At 72.0% G+C, this 20,913-nt stretch carries 19 protein-coding genes; 8 read left to right on the top strand and 11 right to left on the bottom strand.

Features of this window, described 5'->3' with window-relative positions; translation table 11 throughout:
* Window positions 1-98: 98 nt before the first annotated feature.
* Together ACIP93_RS12700 and ACIP93_RS12705 are read left to right on the top strand one after the other, a co-directional pair.
* Entirely contained in the window at window positions 99-1,043 is a 945-nt protein-coding gene (locus ACIP93_RS12700) for a sterol desaturase family protein (protein ID WP_401757861.1), read from the top strand.
* Window positions 1,040-1,768, top strand: coding sequence for a lysoplasmalogenase (locus ACIP93_RS12705; protein ID WP_401757863.1), 729 nt, complete (start codon window positions 1,040-1,042; stop codon window positions 1,766-1,768). Before ACIP93_RS12700 ends, ACIP93_RS12705 begins: the two co-directional genes overlap by 4 nt.
* On the opposite strand, the gene ACIP93_RS12710 is transcribed toward ACIP93_RS12705, so the two are convergent.
* Complete coding sequence (locus ACIP93_RS12710) at window positions 1,765-3,306, bottom strand: S8 family peptidase (RefSeq protein WP_401757865.1); 1,542 nt, start codon at window positions 3,304-3,306, stop codon at window positions 1,765-1,767. The genes ACIP93_RS12705 and ACIP93_RS12710 overlap by 4 nt on opposite strands.
* A 242-nt stretch (window positions 3,307-3,548) precedes the next feature.
* Here ACIP93_RS12710 and ACIP93_RS12715 point away from each other — a divergent pair, with 242 nt between their 5' ends.
* The 3 genes from ACIP93_RS12715 (at window position 3,549) to moaA (ending at window position 6,709) form a co-directional block, all read left to right on the top strand.
* Window positions 3,549-3,914, top strand: a complete 366-nt coding sequence (locus tag ACIP93_RS12715) for a DUF485 domain-containing protein (RefSeq protein WP_345224286.1) — start codon at window positions 3,549-3,551, stop codon at window positions 3,912-3,914.
* Window positions 3,911-5,542 carry a cation acetate symporter gene (locus ACIP93_RS12720; protein WP_345224288.1) on the top strand — a complete coding sequence of 544 codons (1,632 nt, stop codon included), beginning with the start codon at window positions 3,911-3,913 and terminating at the stop codon, window positions 5,540-5,542. The genes ACIP93_RS12715 and ACIP93_RS12720 overlap by 4 nt, the downstream gene beginning before the upstream one ends.
* 177 nt (window positions 5,543-5,719) lie before the next feature.
* Window positions 5,720-6,709 carry a GTP 3',8-cyclase MoaA gene (gene moaA / locus ACIP93_RS12725; RefSeq protein ID WP_345224291.1) on the top strand — a complete coding sequence of 330 codons (990 nt, stop codon included), beginning with the start codon at window positions 5,720-5,722 and terminating at the stop codon, window positions 6,707-6,709.
* A gap of 8 nt (window positions 6,710-6,717) precedes the next feature.
* On the opposite strand, the gene ACIP93_RS12730 is transcribed toward moaA, so the two are convergent.
* Window positions 6,718-6,936, bottom strand: coding sequence for a hypothetical protein (locus ACIP93_RS12730; RefSeq protein ID WP_345224293.1), 219 nt, complete (start codon window positions 6,934-6,936; stop codon window positions 6,718-6,720).
* 187 nt (window positions 6,937-7,123) lie between these two features.
* On the bottom strand, window positions 7,124-7,525 hold the full coding sequence (locus ACIP93_RS12735; RefSeq protein ID WP_345224296.1) for a DUF3099 domain-containing protein: 402 nt from the start codon (window positions 7,523-7,525) through the stop codon (window positions 7,124-7,126).
* Between the two features lie 214 nt (window positions 7,526-7,739).
* Between ACIP93_RS12735 and ACIP93_RS12740 the strand changes: the two genes are divergently transcribed.
* Complete coding sequence (locus ACIP93_RS12740; protein ID WP_345224298.1) at window positions 7,740-8,015, top strand: GlsB/YeaQ/YmgE family stress response membrane protein; 276 nt, start codon at window positions 7,740-7,742, stop codon at window positions 8,013-8,015.
* Window positions 8,016-8,160: 145 nt separating this feature from the next.
* On the opposite strand, the gene tyrS is transcribed toward ACIP93_RS12740, so the two are convergent.
* The 3 genes from tyrS to ACIP93_RS12755 all read right to left on the bottom strand — a co-directional run bounded on the left by tyrS (window position 8,161) and on the right by ACIP93_RS12755 (window position 12,402).
* Window positions 8,161-9,435 carry a tyrosine--tRNA ligase gene (gene tyrS, locus ACIP93_RS12745; protein WP_401757869.1) on the bottom strand — a complete coding sequence of 425 codons (1,275 nt, stop codon included), beginning with the start codon at window positions 9,433-9,435 and terminating at the stop codon, window positions 8,161-8,163.
* 67 nt (window positions 9,436-9,502) lie between these two features.
* Window positions 9,503-10,894 carry a metallopeptidase TldD-related protein gene (locus ACIP93_RS12750; RefSeq protein ID WP_401757871.1) on the bottom strand — a complete coding sequence of 464 codons (1,392 nt, stop codon included), beginning with the start codon at window positions 10,892-10,894 and terminating at the stop codon, window positions 9,503-9,505.
* Entirely contained in the window at window positions 10,891-12,402 is a 1,512-nt protein-coding gene (locus tag ACIP93_RS12755; RefSeq protein WP_401757962.1) for a TldD/PmbA family protein, read from the bottom strand. Before ACIP93_RS12755 ends, ACIP93_RS12750 begins: the two co-directional genes overlap by 4 nt.
* Window positions 12,403-12,643: 241 nt before the next feature.
* On the opposite strand from ACIP93_RS12755, the gene fabG reads away from it, so the two are divergent.
* Together fabG and fabI are read left to right on the top strand one after the other, a co-directional pair.
* Window positions 12,644-13,360 carry a 3-oxoacyl-[acyl-carrier-protein] reductase gene (fabG, locus tag ACIP93_RS12760; RefSeq protein ID WP_345224308.1) on the top strand — a complete coding sequence of 239 codons (717 nt, stop codon included), beginning with the start codon at window positions 12,644-12,646 and terminating at the stop codon, window positions 13,358-13,360.
* A 5-nt stretch (window positions 13,361-13,365) separates the two neighbouring features.
* Window positions 13,366-14,133 (top strand): enoyl-ACP reductase FabI, encoded by a 768-nt coding sequence (fabI, locus tag ACIP93_RS12765; protein ID WP_345224311.1) that lies wholly within the window; start codon window positions 13,366-13,368, stop codon window positions 14,131-14,133.
* A gap of 70 nt (window positions 14,134-14,203) precedes the next feature.
* On the opposite strand, the gene ACIP93_RS12770 is transcribed toward fabI, so the two are convergent.
* From ACIP93_RS12770 to ACIP93_RS12790, 5 genes are all read right to left on the bottom strand, one after another.
* A complete protein-coding gene (locus ACIP93_RS12770; RefSeq protein ID WP_401757874.1) occupies window positions 14,204-16,171 on the bottom strand; it encodes a helix-turn-helix domain-containing protein in 1,968 nt (655 codons plus the stop codon).
* A 157-nt stretch (window positions 16,172-16,328) separates the two neighbouring features.
* Window positions 16,329-17,726, bottom strand: a complete 1,398-nt coding sequence (locus ACIP93_RS12775) for an MFS transporter (RefSeq protein ID WP_401757876.1) — start codon at window positions 17,724-17,726, stop codon at window positions 16,329-16,331.
* A 62-nt stretch (window positions 17,727-17,788) separates the two neighbouring features.
* Window positions 17,789-18,562 (bottom strand): 3-hydroxybutyrate dehydrogenase, encoded by a 774-nt coding sequence (locus ACIP93_RS12780; protein ID WP_401757878.1) that lies wholly within the window; start codon window positions 18,560-18,562, stop codon window positions 17,789-17,791.
* Window positions 18,563-18,763: 201 nt separating this feature from the next.
* Window positions 18,764-20,143, bottom strand: a complete 1,380-nt coding sequence (locus tag ACIP93_RS12785; protein ID WP_401757880.1) for a UbiD family decarboxylase — start codon at window positions 20,141-20,143, stop codon at window positions 18,764-18,766.
* Window positions 20,130-20,876, bottom strand: a complete 747-nt coding sequence (locus ACIP93_RS12790) for a hypothetical protein (RefSeq protein WP_401757882.1) — start codon at window positions 20,874-20,876, stop codon at window positions 20,130-20,132. The genes ACIP93_RS12785 and ACIP93_RS12790 overlap by 14 nt, the downstream gene beginning before the upstream one ends.
* Window positions 20,877-20,913 lie beyond the last annotated feature (37 nt).

Consider the following 20,913-nt stretch of genomic DNA (forward strand, 5'->3'; position numbering starts at 1 on the left):
CACCGCCCGCACCGCGGGCCGGTCCTGACGGAAGTTCTTACATACTTGTGGGTAACAACCCCTAGTCGGGTCCCCGCCCGCCGTCCTATCGTGCGGGCATGCCGAACCTGCCCGATGTCGTGCTGTGGTCGATCCCGGCCTTCGTCCTGCTCACCGTGCTCGAAATCGTCAGCTACCGACTGCACCCCGACGACGAGGCCGAGGGGTACGAGACCAGGGACGCCGCCACCAGCATCACCATGGGTCTCGGCAGCATCGGCTTCGACTTCCTGTGGAAGATCCCGATCGTCGCGCTCTACACGCTGGTGTACGAGCTGACGCCCGCCCGGATACCCGTGCTGTGGTGGACGGTCCCGCTGATGCTGCTGGCGCAGGACTTCTTCTACTACTGGTCGCACCGCGGCCACCACGTCGTGCGCATCCTGTGGGCCTGCCACGTCGTCCACCACTCCAGCCGGAAGTTCAACTTCACCACCGCGCTGCGCCAGCCCTGGACGACGCTCACCGTGTGGCCGTTCTACCTGCCGCTGATCGTCGCGGGAGTGCACCCGGCCGCCCTGGCCTTCTGCTCGTCCGCGAACCTCGTTTACCAGTTCTGGGTGCACACCGAGCGGGTCGGCAAGCTGCCGAGGCCCTTCGAGTACGTCCTCAACACGCCCTCGCACCACCGGGTGCACCACGCGTCCCAGGGCGGCTACCTCGACCGGAACTTCGGCGGCATCCTGATCGTCTGGGACCGGATCTTCGGCTCCTTCGTGTCCGAGACGGAACGCCCCGTCTACGGCCTGACGAAGAACATCGAGACCTACAACCCCCTGCGGGTCGCCACCCACGAGTACGCGGCCATCGCCCGCGACGTGCGCGCCGCCCGCACCTGGCGCGAGCGCGCCGGGCGCGTCTTCGGCGGCCCGGGCTGGCAACCGAAGCCGACGGCCGCCGGTGCTGCCACTGGTGCCGCCGCTGCCACTGGTACTGCCGCTGCCGCTGCCGCTGCCGCTGCCGCCGACGCCGCCCCCGCCCAGCAGCCCGAGCCCGCCGCGTGAGCCGCGACCGGGTCGCCCGCGCCCTCCTCGCCGCGTTCCTGCTCGCCGCCGCCGTCGACCTCGGCGGTCTCCTGGCGGGCGCGTGGCCGGTGCACGCCGTCGCCAAGCCGCTGCTGATGCCGCTGCTCGCCGGTCACGTCGTCGTGCGCGGCGGCCCCCGCCTCCTGGTGGCGGCGCTCCTGTTCGGCTGGGGCGGAGACGTGGCGCTGCTCTTCGACGCCGACCCCGCCTTCCTGCTCGGCATGGGCTCCTTCGCCCTGGGCCACGTCTGCTACTTGCTGCTCTTCAGGGGCGCGCCGACGCGCCGCCCGCTCGGCGCGCTCTACGCCCTGGCGCTCGCCGGCACGGTGGCGCTGCTGTGGGCCGACCTCCCCGCCGAGCTGCGCGTCCCGGTCGCCGGATACAGCCTGCTGCTCACCGTGACGGCCTTCCGGGCGAGCGGCCTGGGCCGGTGCGCCGGCCTCGGCGGCGCGCTCTTCCTGCTGTCGGACACCCTGATCGCCACCGGGGTGGCCCAGTGGCCGCAGCTCCCCGCACCGGACTTCTGGGTGATGGCCACCTACGCGGCGGCGCAGTGCCTGCTGGCCCTGGGCGTCCTGCGCGCCCCGGAGCGGGCCGCCGCCCCCCGCCGGGGAGGCGCGGCGACGGCGACCCGCGGTGCGCGGGACATGCGTGAGGGGGGCGGGGCCGTACCCGCGGCCCCGCCCCCCTCACGGTTCAACTAGCGCACGGCGCGCAGCGCGTCGACGATTCCGGCCCCGTAGAAGCCGTTGTCGTTGACCCCGCCCTTGCAGACCGCGTCGATCTTGCCGTCCTTGTCGATGTCGTACGGCGCACCGCACGCGGTGGACTCCGCCTGCGACGTCAGCATCCGCTCCAACTGGTTCGGCGTGGCGTTCGGGTGCGTCGACTTCAGCAGCGCGAGGACGCCCGAGACGTGCGGGGACGCCATCGAGGTGCCGTTCTTGTAGCCGTAGCCGCCGCCCGGCAGGGTGGAGAGGATCGCGCCGTTGACGGCCGGACCCTCTGGCTCCTGGTACGCGGTGCGGTCGCCGCCCGGGGCCGCCACGTCCACGACGCCCTTGCCGTAGCTGGAGTACGACGACTTCAGGTTCTTCGCGCCGGTGGCGGAGACCGTGATCACGTCGTCCAGCTGCATCGGGATGTCGAGGCACTTCTTCGGGTCGATGGTGCGCGGACCCGGAGTGGAGTCGTTCGGGCTGGAGGTGTCCAGGATCTCCTTGCCGCCGAGATCGAAGTTGGAGTTGCCCGCCGAGGCGACCGAGATGGTGCCCTGCTTGCGGGCGAACCGCTGGGCCCGGTCGACGGCCTCCACGAGGGCGCCCTGGTCCGGGTCGTCCTTGCAGTTGAACATCCACGGGTCGGTGTAGTAGCTGTTGTTCGTGATGTCCGCGCCGTGCTCGGCGGCGTACACGAACGCGCAGACGACGGCCTCGGTGTAGAAGAAGCCGGTCGCGTCGGCGACCTTGATGCCGGAGACCCGCACGTTCGGCGCGACGCCGGTGACGCCGACGCCGTTCTTCGCCGCCGCGATGGTGCCCGCCACATGGGTGCCGTGGTCGGACTCGCCGGTCTTCGGCCGCCAGGTGCCGGGCGTGGTGTCCGCCTTGCCGCCGACGCAGTTCGCGGAGCCCTGCGCGTCGAAGTTCGGCGCCAGGTCCGGGTGGGTGTCGTCCACGCCGGTGTCGATGACGGTGACGTTGACCCGCTTGCTGCCCAGGGTCTTCTGGTGCGCCTTGTCGGCACGGATCGCCGGCAGGCCCCACAGCAGCGGCTCCAGCGGGTCCTGCGCGGCGTCGGCCTTCTTCGCGAGGGCCGCCGCCTGCTTCGCCTCGGCCTGGGTCAGTACCTTCGTGCCGCCGACGTCCGTGGTGCTCGCGGCCGCCATCGGCTTGGTGCGGGTGGCACCGGCCGACTCCACGCCGCGCACCGCGCGGATCTGCTTCCCGAACTCGGGGTTCTGGGAGGTGACGACGATGACGCCTATCTTGTCGTACGAGATCACGACGGTGCCGCCGGCCTTGGCTATCGCCTTCTTCACCGACGCGGCCGTCGACCTGCCGCCCTCGACGTTCACGACGTACGACAGCTTGGGGCCGTCCGCCGCCGGGACCGCCGCGGGCGCGGCCTCCACGGGCGCCGCGTTGGCCGAGGCCAGCGGGAGCACACCGAGCGAGGCCGTCAGGGCCAGCCCGACGGGCAGGGCCAGTACGCGAGATCGTCTGCTTCCCAGATGAGCCATGGGATCTCCACATCATCCGTGCCGAACGTCCCACCGCGAAAATGCGGTTGGACGGGTACATGACCAGCGAAGCTATCGCTGATCAACGGGTGCAATCAATGAGTTCGGAAAAGAAAACGCGTCCGTTGAACCGAGACGCCCCGCGCGCCGTGCCGTTGACAGGGGGAGGCAAGCCGTCCGTCCCCCGTCCCAGTGAGGTCCTCTTGACCCCCTCCGTTCCGACCGCGTCGCGAGGAGAATCCGTGACCACCGATGCACCACCGCCCCAGGGCGGCCCGGACACCCAGCCCGCCGGGCCCACGACAGAGCAGTTCGTCGCGGTGCAGGAGAGCGCGGAATTCGGCGAACTGCGCCGCGCCCACCGCTCGTTCGCCTTCCCTCTGACCGTCGCCTTCATCGCCTGGTACCTGCTGTACGTACTGATGTCGAACTACGCCGGCGGCTTCATGGGCACCAAGCTCTTCGGCAACATCAACGTCGCCCTCGTCTTCGGCATCCTCCAGTTCGTGACGACGTTCCTCATCGCCTGGTTCTACGCCCGGCACGCGGCGACCAAGCTCGACCCGAAGGCCGCGGCGATCAAGTCCCGTCTGGAGGCCGGCGAATGAACACCCTGAACCTGGGCTGGCAGCTCGCCGCCGGTGAGGGCGCGAGCGAACACCGGCCGCTGATCATCAGCCTCTTCGCCGCGTTCGTCGTGGCCACCCTCGGCATCACCGTCTGGGCCGGACGGCAGACCAAGAGCGCCTCCGACTTCTACGCCGGCGGCCGCCAGTTCACCGGCTTCCAGAATGGCCTCGCGATCTCCGGCGACTACATGTCCGCCGCTTCCTTCCTGGGCATCGCGGGCTCCATCGCCCTCTTCGGCTACGACGGCTTCCTGTACTCCATCGGCTTCCTGGTGGCCTGGCTGGTGGCCCTGCTGCTGGTCGCCGAACCGCTGCGCAACTCCGGCCGGTACACCATGGGCGACGTCCTGGCGTACCGCATGAAGCAGCGCCCGGTGCGCACCGCGGCGGGCACCTCGACGATCGTCGTGTCGATCTTCTACCTGCTCGCGCAGATGGCCGGCGCCGGTGTGCTGGTGTCCCTGCTGCTCGGTATCACCAGCGACGGCGGCAAGATCGCCATCGTCGCCCTGGTCGGCGTCCTGATGATCGTGTACGTCACCATCGGCGGCATGAAGGGCACCACCTGGGTGCAGATGGTCAAGGCCGTCCTGCTCATCGCGGGCACCCTGCTGATCACCTTCCTGATCCTGCTGAAGTTCAACTTCAACATCTCCGACCTGCTCGGCGCGGCCGCCACCAACAGCGGCAAGGAGGGCTTCCTGGAGCCGGGCCTCAAGTACGGCGTCAGCGCGATGTCCAAGCTGGACTTCCTCTCCCTGGGCATCGCCCTGGTGCTCGGCACGGCCGGACTGCCGCACATCCTGATCCGCTTCTACACCGTCCCGACCGCGCAGGCCGCCCGTAAGTCCGTCAACTGGGCCATCGGGATCATCGGCGCCTTCTACCTGATGACGATCGTGCTGGGCTTCGGCGCCGCCGCCCTCCTCAAGCCGGGCGACATCACCGCCTCCAACAAGGCGGGCAACACCGCGGCCCCGCTCGCCGCGCTCGAGATCGGCGGCGGCTCCGGTTCCACCGGCGGCGCGATCCTGCTGGCCGTCATCTCCGCCGTCGCCTTCGCGACGATCCTCGCGGTCGTCGCGGGCCTCACCCTCGCCTCGTCGTCCTCGTTCGCGCACGACATCTACGCGAACGTCATCCGGCGCGGCAGGGCGACGGAGAAGGAGGAGATGCGGGCCGCCCGCTGGGCCACCGTCCTCATCGGCATCGTCTCCATCGCGCTCGGCGCCCTCGCCCGCGACCTCAACGTCGCCGGCCTCGTCGCCCTCGCCTTCGCGGTCGCCGCCTCCGCCAACCTGCCGACGATCCTCTACAGCCTCTTCTGGAAGCGCTTCACCACCCAGGGCGCTCTGTGGTCGATCTACGGCGGCCTGTTCGCGGCGGTCTTCCTGGTGCTGTTCTCGCCGGTCGTCTCGGGCAAGCCGACCTCGATGTTCAAGGGCGTCGACTTCGCCTGGTTCCCGCTGGAGAACCCGGGCCTGATCTCGATCCCGCTGGGCTTCCTGCTCGGCTGGCTCGGCTCGGTGCTCTCCAAGGAGGCGCCCGACAAGGGCAAGTACGCCGAACTGGAGGTCAAGTCGCTCACCGGCACCGGAGCGCACTGACCGTACTTTCCGGTACGCACCGTACTGACCGGTACGTTCCGGTACCCGGCACCGGGGCCGCGTCGTAGAGTCCTACGACGCGGCCCCGTCGCGACTCGTGACAATCGGCCCCCGGCGTTGTCAGTGCCGTCGCGTAGTGTCGGAAGTACCAGTCACCCATCGGGGAGGGGGCCCACAGTGCTCATCGACACCTTCGGCAGGGTCGCCACCGACCTGCGCGTCTCTCTGACGGACAAGTGCAATCTGCGCTGCACCTACTGCATGCCGGAAGAGGGCCTGCAGTGGCTCGGCAAGCAGGAGCTGCTCTCCGACGACGAGATCGTCCGGCTGATCCGCATCGCCGTCACCGAACTGGGCATCACCGAGATCCGCTTCACCGGCGGCGAACCGCTGCTCCGCCCCGGCCTGGTCGGGATCGTCGAGCGCTGCGCCGCCCTCGTCCCCCGCCCCAGGATGTCGCTGACCACCAACGGCATCGGCCTCAAGCGCACCGCCGCCGCCCTCAAGGCCGCCGGCCTCGACCGGGTCAACGTCTCCCTGGACACGCTGCGCCCCGACGTCTTCAAGACCCTCACCCGCCGCGACCGCCACCGGGACGTCCTGGAGGGCATGGCCGCCGCCCGCGACGCCGGACTCACCCCCGTCAAGGTCAACACCGTCCTGATGCCCGGCCTCAACGACGACGAGGCCCCCGACCTGCTGGCCTGGGCGGTCGAGAACGACTACGAGCTGCGCTTCATCGAGCAGATGCCGCTGGACGCCCAGCACGGCTGGAAGCGCGACGGCATGATCACCGCCGGTGACATCCTGGCCTCCCTGCGCACCCGCTTCACCCTCACCGAGGAGAGCGACACCGAGCGCGGCTCCGCGCCCGCCGAGCGCTGGACGGTCGACGGCGGCCCGCACCGGGTCGGCGTCATCGCCTCGGTCACCCGCCCGTTCTGCGGGGCCTGCGACCGCACCCGGCTCACCGCCGACGGCCAGGTCCGCACCTGCCTCTTCGCCCGCGAGGAGTCCGACCTGCGCTCGGCGCTGCGCTCGCAGGCCACGGACCAGGAGATCGCGGAGCTGTGGAAGGTCGCGATGTGGGGCAAGAAGGCGGGCTCGGGCCTCGACGACCCGGCCTTCCTCCAGCCGGACCGCCCGATGTCGGCGATCGGCGGCTGACGGGGGCCTCAGCGGGCCGGGGGCTCGTCCCAGTCGGCGAGCTTCACGACGTCCTTGAGGAAACCCCGTACGCCCAGGAACTGCGACAGGTGCTCGCGGTGCTCCTCGCAGGCGAGCCACGTCTTGCGGCGCTCCGGAGTGTGCAGCTTCGGATTGTTCCAGGCCAGCACCCAGACCGCGTCGACGCGGCAGCCCTTGGCGGAACAGACGGGGTTCTCTTCGCTCACCGCAGACTTCCCACAACACATCCCAGAACAAAAAGGCGACGCCGAGCAGCCACGGGGGGAGCTGCCCGGCGTCGGTCCGTCGCTCCGACGGGGGATGCGGAGCGCCTACGAAGTATGTCACGGGGGACGGGGTGCGGTGCACCGGAACGTCATGATTGATCTGAGCTTTTCTTGAGCCCGGGTGGAGCTAAGTGGTCCGCCCCCGGGGCTCGTTGACCGGTTCGGCCCGCCCGGAGGCCGCCCCCGCGTCCCGGAAAGGACCCTCGTCGGGCCCCATCACGGTGCCCTCCAGCGGCGGCCCGATCGCCGGCCGCACCGGCGCCGGCACGAACGAACTGGGCAGCGGCTTGGCGCTCTCCCGGCCGGCGTTGGCGATCACCACCGAGACGTACGGCAGCAGCACGCCCAGCGCCAGCGCCACGATCGCCACGTGACGCTCCACGTTCCACAGCACGGCGGCGAGGATGACCGCCACCGTCCTGACCGACATCGAGATGACGTACCGGCGCTGTCTGCCCCGGACGTCCTCGGCGAGGCCCTGCCGGGCTCCGGTGATCCGTACGACCTCGGCCCCGCGCAGCTTCCGCACCACGACTCCACCACCAGACTCCAGCGCCGGGCACTCCCCGGCCCGGATACCTCCACGGTACGCCCGCCCTCCGACAGACGGCAGAGCGGGGCCCGTACGGACGGGGGCGGAACCGGCCGCGTCTCGCCCGTACGGCGGTGTCCGACATGCGCCGTACGGGGTATCCGCCCAGACTTGGTCGCAGCGCACATCCGCGCCCGTACGAGGAGGCGACATGAGTTGGTTGTGGGCAATCATCGTGGGACTGGTGCTCGGTCTCATCGCCAAGGCGATCATCCCGGGCAGGCAGCAGATCCCGCTCTGGCTGACGACGATCCTCGGCATGATCGGTGCCGTGCTCGGCAACTGGATCGCGGCCGGGCTCGGTATCGACGAGACCCGGGGCATCGACTGGGGCCGGCACATCCTGCAGCTGATCGGAGCCGTGGTCATGGTCGGGGTGGGCGATGCGCTCTACGCCATGGCCCGGGGGAACAGGCGCCGCGCCTGACCCCCGGCACGAGAGCGGGCCGGAACCCCGAGGGGGGCTTCCGGCCCGCTGCCGCGCCTGCCGTACGGAAGCGGCTCCCGCACGGGTGCGAACCAGGCTCCCGTACGGGCGCGAAACCAGGCTTCCGTACGGGTGCGGACCCGGTTCAGCCCGTGATCTCCACCGCGGCCAGGTTCTTCTTGCCCTTGCGCAGCACCAGCCAGCGGCCGTGCAGCAGCTCGTCGGCGGTGACCTCGGCGTCCTCGGCGGTGACCTTGACGTTGTTCACGTAGGCGCCGCCCTCCTTGATGGTGCGCCGGGCGCCGCCCTTGCTGGGCGCGAGGCCCGCCGCGATCAGCAGGTCCACGACCGGGCCCGGGCCCTCCGCCTTCGCGTGCGGCAGCTCGGACAGCGCGGCCCTCAGCGTCGGCTCGTCCAGGTCGGTCAGCTCGCCCTGCCCGAACAGCGCCTTCGACGCGGCGATGACGGCGGCGCACTGGTCGGCCCCGTGCACCAGCGTCGTCAGCTCCTCCGCCAGCGCACGCTGGGCGGCACGCGCCTGCGGACGCTCCTCGGTCTGCGCCTCCAGCTCCTCCAGCTCGGCGCGCGTGCGGAAGCTGAGGATGCGCAGGTACCGCGACACGTCCCGGTCGTCCACGTTCAGCCAGAACTGGTAGAACGCGTACGGCGTGGTCATCTCCGGGTCCAGCCAGACGGCCCCGCCCTCGGTCTTGCCGAACTTGGTACCGTCCGCCTTCGTCATCAGCGGCGTCGCCAGCGCGTGCACGACCGCCTCCGGCTCGATCCGGTGGATCAGGTCGAGACCGGCGGTGAGGTTGCCCCACTGGTCGCTGCCGCCCTGCTGGAGGGTGCAGCCGTAGCGGCGGTACAGCTCCAGGAAGTCCATGCCCTGGAGCAGCTGGTAGCTGAACTCGGTGTAGCTGATGCCCTGCTCGGACTCCAGCCGGCGGGCGACCGAGTCCTTGGTGAGCATCTTGTTGACCCGGAAGTGCTTGCCGATGTCCCGCAGGAACTCGATCGCGGACAGGCCGCCGGTCCAGTCCAGGTTGTTGACCATGGTCGCCGGGTGGGCGGACCGCGAGCCCTCGAAGTCGAGGAAGGGCTCGATCTGCGCACGCAGCCGGTCCACCCACTCCCTGATGGTCTCCGGGTCGTTCAGCGTGCGCTCGGCCGTCGGACGGGGGTCACCGATCTGCCCGGTGGCCCCGCCCACCAGCGCCAGCGGCTTCAGACCCGCCTGCTGGAGCCTGCGCATCGTGAGCACCTGCACCAGGTGTCCCACGTGCAGGCTCGCCGCGGTCGGGTCGAAGCCGCAATAGAACGTGACGGGGCCGTCCGCGAGCGCCTTGCGCAGTGCGTCTTCGTCCGTGGACTGGGCGAACAGCCCGCGCCACTTCAGCTCGTCGACGATGTCCGTCACGGTTCTCGTATCTCCTCGGATGTACGGGTACGCGGCGATTGCCGGTACCGATGCGTGCTGACCGAGGTTATACGCCCCGGCTGACAGAACTCATATTGAAATCCGGCACCCGCAGTGCGGGCATCGCGGCCCGGGTGAACCAGTCGCCCCATTCCCTGGGCAGCGTCTTCTCGGTCGCACCGGCCTCGGTGGCCCGCGACAGCAGGTCCACCGGTGACTCGTTGAACCGGAAGTTGTTCACCTCGCCGACCACCTCGCCGTCCTCCACCAGGTACACGCCGTCCCTGGTCAGGCCGGTCAGCAGCAGCGTCGCCGGGTCGACCTCGCGGATGTACCACAGGCAGGTCAGCAGCAGTCCGCGCCCGGTGGACGCGACCATCTCGTCCAGCGTCTTCGTGCCGCCGGCGTCGAGGATCAGGTTGTCGATGTCCGGGGCCACCGGCAGTTTCGTCAGGGCGGCGGTGTTGCGGCTGGTGATCAGCCGCTCCAGCCTCCCGTCCTTGATCCACTCGGTGGGGGCCAGCGGCAGCCCGTTGTCGAACACCGACGCGTCCCCGCCCGAGGAGTGCGCCAGCACGAACGGCGCCGCTTCGAGCCCCGGCTCGTCCGGGTCGCTGCGCAGCGTCAGCGGCAGCGCGGACAGGGTGTCCCCGAGCCGGGTGGAGCCGCCCGGCCGGGAGAACACCGTCCGCCCCTCCACCGCGTCCCGCGCCCCCGACGACCAGAGCTGGTACACCAGCAGGTCCGCCACCGCGCTCGGCGGCAGCAGCGTCTCGTACCGCCCGGCGGGCAGGTCGATCCGCCGCTCGGCCCACGCCAGCCGCCGCGCCAGCTCCTCGTCCAGGGCCCCGGGGTCGACGTCCCGGAAGTCCCGGGTGGAGCGCCCGGCCCACGCCGACTTCGTACGGTCGGGGGACTTGGCGTTGACCTCCAGGGTGCCGTTGGGCTGGTCGTGGCGGAGCCGCAGCCCCGTCGACGTACCGAGGTAGCTGGAGGTCATCTCGTGGTGCGCGAACCCGTACAGCTCCCGCCCGCCCGACCGGGCGCGGGCGAAGGCCTCGCCGAGGGCGGGCGCGAAGGCGTCGAAGACCGCCGACGAGGTCTCCGCGGGCGCGTCCCGGAAGTCCGCCGACACCGGCACGCCCTCGACCAGCGGCTGGGCGTCCTCGGCGGGACCCGCCGACCGGGCGGCCGCCTCGGCGGCCCGTACCAGCGGCTCCAGCTCCTCGGCGGTGACCGCCGACCGGGACACGACACCGGACGCGGTGCCCTCGGCGCCGTCCACGGTCGCGACGACGGTCAGGGTGCGCCCGCGCGTCACACCGTTCGTGGTCAGGGCGTTGCCCGCCCACCGCAGGTTCGCGGACGACTCCTCGTCGGCGATGACGACGCACCCGTCGGCGGTGGACAGCTCCAGCGCCCGCTCGACGATCTCGTAGGGCTTGCTCACGCGGCTCATCGCCCGGCCTCCTGCGTGGTGTTCAGAATGTTGACGCCCCGGAAGAGGGCCGAAGGGCAGCCGTGCGAGACGGCCGCGACCTGGCCCGGCTGGGCCTTGCCGCAGTTGAAGGCGCCGCCCAGCACATACGTCTGCGGGCCGCCGACCTTCTCCATCGAGCCCCAGAAGTCGGTGGTCGTCGACTGGTACGCGACGTCCCGCAACTGCCCCGCCAGCCGCCCGTTCTCGATCCGGTAGAACCGCTGACCGGTGAACTGGAAGTTGAAGCGCTGCATGTCGATCGACCACGACCGGTCGCCGACCACGTAGATCCCGCGCTCGACACCCCCGATCAGATCCTCCGTCGACAGCCCGCCGGGCTCCGGCCGCAACGAGACGTTCGCCATCCGCTGCACGGGCACGTGCCCGGGGGAGTCGGCGTACGCGCACCCGTTGGACCGCCCGAGCCCGGTCAGCTTCGCGATCCTGCGGTCGGTCTGGTACCCGACCAGCGTGCCGTCCTTCACCAGGTCCCAGGACTGCCCGGCGACGCCCTCGTCGTCGTACCCGACCGTCGCGAGACCGTGCTCGACGGTCCGGTCCCCGGTCACGTTCATCACCGGCGACCCGTACGCGAGCTTCCCGAGCTGGTCGAAGGTGGCGAACGAGGTTCCGGCGTAGGCCGCCTCGTACCCCAGCGCCCGGTCCAGCTCCGTCGCGTGCCCGATCGACTCGTGGATCGTCAGCCACAGGTTCGACGGGTCGACGACCAGGTCGTACGTCCCCGCCTCGACGCCCGGCGCCCGCATCTTCTCGGCCAGCAGCGAGGGAATCTCCTCGATCTCGGAGTCCCAGTCCCAGCCGGTGCCCGTCAGGTACTCCCAGCCGCGCCCGGCCGGCGGCGCGATCGTCCGCATCGAGTCGAACTCGCCGGAGCCCGCGTCCACCGCGACCGCCGTGAGCTGCGGATGCACCCGCACCCGCTGCTGCGTGGTGACGGTCCCCGCGGTGTCGGCGTAGAACTTGTTCTCCTGCACGGTCAGCAGCGAGGCGTCGACGTGCGCCACGCCGTCCGCCCGCAGCAGCCGCCCGCTCCAGTCGGCGAGCAGCGCCGCCTTCTCCTCGCCCGGCACGTCGAACGGATTGGTCTCGTACGAGGAGACCCAGGTCCGGTCCTCGTGCACCGGCTCATCCGCGAGCTCCACCCGCTCGTCGGACCCGGCCGCCTTGATCACCTTGGCGGACAACCGGGCCATCGCGACGGCCTGCCCGGCGACGCGGGCCGCGGCGTCCATGCTGAGATCCACCCCGGAGGCGAAACCCCAGGCCCCGCCGTGCACCACCCGCACCGCGTACCCGAGGTCGGTGGAGTCGCTGGACCCGGACGGCCTGGCGTCCCGCAGCCGCCAGGAGGCACTGCGCACCCGCTCGAACCGGAAGTCGGCGTGCTCCGCCCCGAGCGCCCTGGCCCGCGCGAGGGCGGCGTCGGCGAGGGCGCGCAGGGGGAGCGCGGTGAAGGCGGGGTCGATGGGATGAGGGGATCGGGGGGACTGCGGCACGGATGTCTCCTGTCGTCGAGACGAGGTCGCCCCGATCATGTCCTGTACGGGGGCGGGGCGGCCACCCCCTTTGCGCGGCGCGGCAGCGGGACGTTTCTGTAGGGACCCGACAGCCGCCGGATGACTGCGCTGTCAGGGCCCGATTCTCCGTACGAGCTCCGGTACCGATAGTTTCGGTCGGTACCAGACCGCTATTCGAAAGGGTGATCCGTTGAGCCGCTCGGTTCTCGTCACCGGAGGAAACCGGGGCATCGGCCTCGCCATCGCCCGCGCTTTCGCCGACAACGGCGACAGGGTCGCGATCACGTACCGCTCGGGTGATCCGTCGGACCTTGAGAAGGCGGGCTTCCTCGCCGTCAAGTGCGACATCACCGACACCGAGCAGGTGGAGCAGGCCTACAAGGAGATCGAGGAGAAGCACGGTCCCGTGGAGGTGCTGGTGGCCAACGCCGGCGTCACCAAGGACCAGCTCCTGATGCGCATGTCCGAGGAGGACTTCACGTCCGTCCTCGACACCAACCTCACCGGCACCTTCCGGGTCGTGAAGCGTGCCAACCGCGGCATGCTGCGCGCCAGGAAGGGCCGCGTCGTGCTGATCTCCTCGGTGGTGGGTCTGCTGGGCTCGGCGGGGCAGGCGAACTACGCCGCCTCGAAGGCCGGTCTGGTCGGTTTCGCGCGTTCGCTCGCCCGCGAGCTGGGGTCGCGCAACATCACGTTCAACGTCGTCGCGCCCGGGTTTGTCGACACCGACATGACCCAGGTGCTCAACGACGAGCAGCGCAAGGGCATCGTCGCCCAGGTGCCGCTCGGCCGTTACGCGCAGCCGGAGGAGATCGCCGCGGCGGTGAAGTTCCTCGCCTCCGACGACGCGTCGTACATCACTGGAGCCGTCATCCCGGTTGACGGCGGATTGGGCATGGGTCACTGATCGCCATGAGTGGAATCCTCGAAGGCAAGAACATCCTCATCACGGGTGTCCTGATGGAGTCCTCCATCGCCTTTCACGCGGCCAAGGTGGCGCAGGAGCAGGGTGCGAACGTCATCCTGACGGCCTTCCCCCGCCCGACGCTGACCGAGCGCATCGCCAAGAAGCTCCCGAAGCCGGCGAAGGTCATCGAGCTGGACGTGACGAACCAGGAGCACCTGGACCGTCTCGAAGGTCTCGTCCGCGAGGAGCTGGGCTCGCTCGACGGCGTCGTGCACTCCATCGGCTTCGCGCCGCAGGACGCGCTCGGCGGCAACTTCCTGAACACGCCGTTCGAGTCGGTCGCCACCGCCATGCACGTCTCGGCCTTCTCGCTGAAGTCCCTGACGATGGCGTGCCGCCCGCTGATGAGCGAGGGCGGCTCGATCGTCGGCCTCACCTTCGACGCGCAGTTCGCCTGGCCGCAGTACGACTGGATGGGCCCGGCGAAGGCCGCGCTGGAGGCCACCTCCCGCTACCTCGCCCGCGACCTGGGCGCCGAGGGCCTGCGCTGCAACCTGATCTCGGCGGGTCCGATCGGGTCGATGGCCGCGAAGTCCATCCCGGGCTTCGGCGACCTGGCGAAGGTGTGGGACGAGCGCTCCCCGATGAAGTGGGACATGGCCGACCCGGAGCCCGCGGGCAAGGGCATCGTCGCGCTGCTGTCGGACTTCTTCCCGAAGACGACCGGCGAGATCATTCACGTCGACGGCGGCGTGCACATGATCGGCGCCTGACCTCCCGGCAGTGCACGGGCGAGGGGCGGTGCGGGATCGCACCGCCCCTCGCCGTTCTTCCGGGCGGCCCTCACGGGGACCGCTCCGGGCGGGCCAGGCGGTGCAGGCGCAGGGCGAGTTGGATCTCCAGGGCGCGGGACGGGGTGTTCCAGGCCGGTCCGAGCAGCCGGGAGACGCGCTCCAGGCGTTGGGTCACCGTGTTGACGTGGACGTGCAGCGCGTCCTTGGCGCGGGTCAGTGACGCCCCGTGCGCGTAGTACGCCTCCAGCGTGCGGATCAGCTCCGTCCCCTGCGCCGCGTCGTAGTCCAGTACGGGTCCCAGCACGCGTGCCGTGTACGGGCCGACGTCCGCCCGGTCGCCCAACAGGACGCCCAGGAAGCCCAGTTCCGTGACGTCCGCCCCTTCCCCGGTGCGGCCCAGCGCGTGCAGCGCGGTCAGGCAGCGCACGGCCTCCGCATGGGCGTGCGGCAGCCCGTCGGGCCCTTCGGCGGTGCCCGCCGCGCCCGCGGTGACCGGTGAGTCCAGGACCCGGCCCAGGTCGCGGGCGAGCTCGTGGGCCAGCCGGGCGGCCCGGTCCGCGTCCCCGGGGGCGACCAGGACGACCTGCCCCTCCCGCGGCCCGGACAGCGCCCCCAGCGCCCGGGCCCGCCGGGCCGCCTCCGTGGCCAGCCGGGACCTGACCCGCGGTGCGCAGTCCAGTGCCACCACCACGTGCGGCCCCGCCACGTCGACGCCCAGCCGCCGGGCGCGCAGCGCCAGACTTCCGCCGCCGGTGCGCCGCGACGGGTCGGTCAGCAGGTCGTCCAGGAGTTCGCCGCGCACCCGGTCCTCGGCCTCCGCCACCGACCGGCGCAGCAGCAGCACCAGGGCGGTGACCAGCGCGGCCCGTTCGAACAGGCGCAGGTCCGCGTCGGCGAGCACCCGCCCCGGCTCCCCGGGCCCCGACCGCCCCGTCAGCACCAGGCACCCCAGCAGTTCCGCCCCCGCGACCACCGCACAGGTCCAGCGGTCCTCCGCGTACACCGCCCGCCCGCTCGTGCGGGACTCCGCCAGCCCCCGGCTCGGCGGACCCGGCGCGCCCCCGCCGACCCGGGCCAGCACCTCGCCGTCCGCGTCGTGCACGGTGAGGCCGCCGCCCAGCAGCGCCGCGATCTCTCCCGCCACGTCCGCCACCCCGCCGCCGCGCAGCACCAGTTCGGTGAGCCGGTCGTGGGCGTCCGAGGCGCGGCGCAGCGCGTCGCTGTGCGCGCGGGCCGTGGCGTTCGCGGCCTCCAGGCCGGTGAGCGCGGCCCGGGTCTCCTCCATCAGGCGGGCCCCGTCGATGGCGACGGCCGCGTGGTCGGCGAGCGAGCCGAGCAGCGCGATCGCGTCCGGGGTGAAGTCGCGCGGACTGCGGTCGGCGGCGAACAGCACCCCGATCACCCGGTCCCCGAGCCGCAGCGGCACGCCGAGGATGCCGCGCAGCCCCTCCTCCCCGACGCCGTCGTCGATGGCCCCGGTGTGCCGGAACCGGAAGTCGGTGCGGTAGTCGCGGCTGGCGTACGGCCGCGCGGTCTGCGCCACCAGCCCGCCGAGACCGTCGCCCATCCGCAGCCGCAACTGCTGGAAGGCGGCGGACACCGAGCCGTCCGTGACCCGCATGTAGGTGTCGTGGCGCGCCGGGTCGTTGAGGGTCAGGTACGCCACGTCCGCGCCCAGCAGCGTCCTGGCCCGCCGGACGATGGCCCGCAGTACGGCGTCCAGCCCGCGCAGCGCCGCCAGGTCGCCCGCCGTGTCGAACAGCGCGGCCAGTTCCGCCTCCCGCCGCCGGTGCTGGTCGAGGGTGCGCCGTACGGACAGTGCGGCCTCGGTCGCCTCGGCGAGGAGCGCCGCCTGCGCGGGGCCGGCCCCGGCCCCGGCCCGTGCGGCGGGCGCCGCCAGCTCCTCGGCGGTGGCCCCGGCGGCCAGCAGGCCGAGCAGCTCGCGCGGCACGTTCGCAGCCCCGTCGGCCACCGGGGGCGCGGGCGCGGGTGCGGGGGCGGCGTGGTCGTCGGTCATGGTGGCGGCGGTCCGTCCGTACGGGAGAGGGGAGTTGGGGGGTCATGGTGCGGGATACCAGAGTGCCGGACGCGCGGCGGGGGCCGGGGCGCGCACCCGCGCCCCGGTCCCCGCCCGCCGTCCCCGCGTGCCGCACCGGCCCCGCCTCAGTCCCGCCTCAGCCCCGTTCCGCCGCCTGCGCGGCGCCCGCGCCCGGCCGGCCGGAGGGGACGGCCGTGTCCGGCGACGCCTGGTCACGGGCCAGGTCACGGCCCCGGGTCTCCCGCGCGAAGAACACCGTCAGCGACGTGACCAGCGCCGCCCCGCCCAGATACAGGCTCAGCGGCAGCGAGGAGTCGAAGTCCTTCAGCAGTTCCACCGCGACGATCGGGGCGAGCGCGCCCGCCACGATCGACGCGAGCTGCGAACCCATCGAGGCCCCCGAGTACCGCACCTTCGTGTCGAACATCTCCGAGATGAACGCCGCCTGCGGCCCGTACATCGCCCCGTGCAGCAGCAGCCCCACCGTCACCGACAGCGTGATCACCGCGAAGGACTTCCCGTCCACCAGGGCGAAGAAGACGAACGCCCACACCGCCATCCCCACCGAGCCGATCAGCGTCACCGGCCGCCGCCCGAGCCGGTCCGACAGCGCCCCCCACAGTGGGATCGTCACGAAGTGCACCGCCGAGCCGATCAGCACCGCGTTCAGGGCGGTGGACCTGGGCAGCCCGAGGTGCACGGTGACGTACACGAGGAGGAAGGAGGTGAGCAGGTAGTACGAGATGTTCTCGCCGAACCGGGTGCCGATCGCCGTGAGCACCTCGCGCCAGTTCCGCCGGAACACCTCCACGACCGGCGCCTGCTCCCTGCCGCCGCGCTCCGCCTCCGTCCGCGCCTTCGCCTGCGCGGCCAGGAAGACCGGGGACTCGCTGACCGACACCCGTATCCACAGCCCGATCACGACCAGGACGCCCGACAGCAGGAACGGCACCCGCCAGCCCCAGGACAGGAACGCCTCGTCCGACTGCACTGCGGCCAGCAGCGCCAGCACCCCCGTGGCCAGCAGGTTTCCGCCGGGCGCGCCCGCCTGCGGCCAACTCGCCCAGAACCCGCGGTGCTTGTCGCCGCCGTGCTCGGAGACGATCAGCACCGCACCGCCCCACTCGCCGCCCAGCGCGAAGCCCTGCACCAGGCGCAGCACGGTCAGCAGGATCGGCGCGCCCACGCCGATGGTCTCGTAGGTGGGCAGCAGACCCATCGCGAAGGTCGCGCCGCCCATCAGCAGCAGGCTCAGGACCAGCAGCTTCTTGCGGCCGACGCGGTCGCCGAAGTGGCCGAAGACCACACCGCCCAGGGGGCGGGCGACGAACCCGATGGCGTACGTCACGAAGGCGATCAGCGTGCCCACCAGGGGGTCGCTGGTCGGGAAGAAGAGGGTGTTGAAGACCAGGGCGGCGGCCGACCCGTACAGGAAGAAGTCGTACCACTCGACGGTGGTGCCGATCAGGCTGGCGCCGACGATGCGGGCGATGCCGGAGCGCGGTGGCGCGCCCTGGGCGGAGGTGTCGGTCATGGTGGGTCACCGGTTTCCGGGAAAGAGGGGTGGGCTTCGAGGAGTTCGCTGTCATAGGGGCGTCAGCCCGCCGTCCAACCGCCGTCCAGGGGCAGGGACACGCCGGTCACGGACGCGGCGTGCGGCCCGCACAGCCACAGCACCGCCCCCGCCACCTCCTCCGGTTCCAGCAGCCGCTTCACGGGCGAACGGGCCAGGAGCACGTCGGTGAGGACCTGGTCGGGGGTGATGCGGTGGGCGGCGGCCTGGTCCTGGAGCTGGCCCTCCACCAGCGGAGTGCGCACGTAGCCGGGGTTGACGCAGTTGCTGGTGACGCCGTGCGGGGCGCCCTCCAGGGCGGCCACCTTGCTCAGGCCCTCCAGCGCGTGCTTGGCGGCCACGTACGCGCTCTTGTACGCGCTGGCGCGCAGCCCGTGCACGCTGGAGACGTTCACCACCCGGCCCCACCGGCCGGCGTACATGTGGGGGAGGGTGTGGCGCAGCAGCAGGAAGGGGGCGGTCACCATCACCCGCTGGATCAACTCGAAGCGGTCCGGCGGGAAGGCGGTGATCGGGGCGACGTGCTGGAGGCCCGCGTTGTTGACCAGGACGTCGACCTCGCGGGGGAGCGTGGCGAGGGCGGCGGCGTCCGCGAGGTCGACGGCGTGCGGCTGTCCGCCGGTCTCCTCGGCGACCGCCTTCGCGCTGTCGCCGTCCCGGTCCACGACGTGCACGGCGGCCCCGGCGTCGGCCAGGGCCCGCGCGCAGGCCCGGCCGATGCCGCTGCCGCCGCCGGTCACGAGGGCGGTGCGGCCCCGGAGGGGGGCGGCAGGGGTGGCGGAAAGGTTGCTCGTCATGGCCGGAACAGTAGGGACGCGTCCGGGCGGCTGACATGGGTGCGTACCCCACAATGCCGGGGGGCGGTGTGTGGGGTGCGCACAGGGGGCGGCCGGATCAGCGGAGCTCCGGGCCGCCGCCGGCGGGCGACCGCACCGGCCGGGCGGCGCGCCGCGGACGGCCCCGCCGGCGCCCTCCGCGACCGCCGGGACGCCCCCCGCTCAGCGCCCGTCCAGCAACTCCCGCGCCGCCGCCACCCGTTCCGGGGCCACCCGGATGCGCACCCCGTGGAAATCCGCCCCGCGCGTCGCGTCCAGCGCCATCCGCGAGGTCGTGCCGTTCGCCGTGGAGGAGGGGTCCAGTGGGCTTCCCGGCAGGCCGTCGACCACGAACACGTCCCGGTGCGGCTGGAGGTGCGCGGCCATCGCCCACAGCACCTGCGAGTCGTCCGTCACGTCCACGTCCGCGTCCACCGCCACGACCGTCTTCAGGTACGGGTCCCAGCCCAGCAGCCCCAGCATGATCTGCCGCGCCTGCCCCGGCCGGGACGCGCCGATCGCCACGTACGCGTGGAAGTGCGTCCCGGAGGTCGGGTAGTACAGCGCGGTGACCTCGGGGAACCGCTCCTTCAGCTTCTGCGCCATCTCCGACTCGCGCGGAATGCGGGCGAGGTTGAGGTGCTCGTCCGTATTGCCCCCGACCACGTCCAGCAGCAGCGCGTCGCGCCGCCGCAGCACGGTCTCCACCGTCAGCACGTCGTTCGTCGACCGGTCGGAGGAGTAGCCGGAGAACTCCCCGAACGGGCCCTCCTCCGCGTGCCGCGCCGGGTCGATGAACCCCTCCAGCACGATCTCCGCGCTCGCCGGCACCCGTATCCCGTACGCCGGCGTCCGGACGACCTCCAGCGGCGCCCCGAACAGACCGCCCGCCACGTCCCGCTCGTCCACGTCCGCGCCCAGCCGGGCCGAGGCCGCCAGCATGAACAGCGGGTGCCCGCCCAGCACCAGGGCCACCGGCAGCCGTTCGCCGCGCTCCTCCGCGAGCCGCAGCAACTGCCACAGGTGGCCGCGCGAGTGCAGGCTCGTCGCCAGCTCGTTGCGGCCGTGCACCATCGAGCGGTGGTAGCTGAGGTTCCCCGCCCGGCCCGGAGCGTCCGCCGGGGCCTCCGCCGCGATGATCCCGCTCGTGATGTACGGGCCCCGGTCGGACGCGAAGTGCTGGATGAGGGGGAGCGCGGCCAGGTCCACGTCCCCGCCCGACTCCACCACCTCCAGCACCGGCCCGTCCGCGACCACGCGCGGGGCGCACCTGCGGGCGGAGGCCGCCTGGTACGCCGCGTGCAGGCCCGCCGGTTCCGTGCCCAGCAGGCGGGCCACCCGGGTGCGCGAAGCGAAGACGTTCGTGACGACCGGTGTGCCGAGCCCCGCCACGTCCCGGCACACCAGCATCTCGTTCCGGCCGCGCGCCGCCAGCTCCAGGGCCAGGGCCGCGACGTCCTCGCCGTCCAGCTTCTCCTCGACGACGAGGACGTCCTCCGGGTGCTCCGCGGCGTACGCACGCAGGAACTCCCGCAGGTCCTGGGAGAGTTCAGTGCGTGTCACAGCACACCCCGGCGGGCTTCCGGGCGCCGAACATCTCGCCCCACTCGGGCGCCGTGACCGACAGGCCCAGCAGGTCGAGGCCGGTACGGACCGCCACCCGCGCCCCGTCGTACACCGGCTTGCCCAGCTCCCGTTCCGCCGGCGCCGCCACGGGCGCCACCGGCAGCTCCGTGCCCGCGACCACGATGCACTGCGCGTCCGGCGAGTCCGCCTCCTTCAGCACCCGGCGCATCCGCGAGACCGGCAGCTCCGCCGCCTCCCGCGCGGTCGCGAGCCCCAGCGCGGTCACCGAGGCGATCTTGAAGCCGGCGGCGAGATAGGTGTCCGCGACGCGGCCGGCCGTCTGCTCGTTGCCGGCCGACACCAGGGCGATCGACACGAGGTCCCGGCGCGAGAGCAGGTCGATCTGCCCGAGGGTGACCGTGGAGGCCCGTACGCCCGTGACCTCCTCCACCCAGCGCGCCATCGCCCGCCCGTGCGCCGCCCCGTGCAGGTCCGACGAGCTGCCGCCCCACACCACGGCGCCCACCCCCGCGTCCGCCAACTGGGCCGCGGCGCGCGTGAGCTCACCGGACTGGGACGGCGCGATCGCCGGACCGCTCATCACCTCGGGGAGCGAGGCGCGGGCGATCGGATGGGACACCTCGATGGCGAGCGGCTTGCAGATCTGGGCCACCCAGCGTTCGACGCCGACGCTGGTGGAGGGGACGAGATGACCGATGCGCTGCTGCATGGCGACACCACTTTTCTCACGCGAGGAAGACGGAGCT

The organism is Streptomyces sp. NPDC088745, assembly GCF_044751045.1.
In the GTDB taxonomy this organism is placed as follows: domain Bacteria; phylum Actinomycetota; class Actinomycetes; order Streptomycetales; family Streptomycetaceae; genus Streptomyces; species Streptomyces cremeus.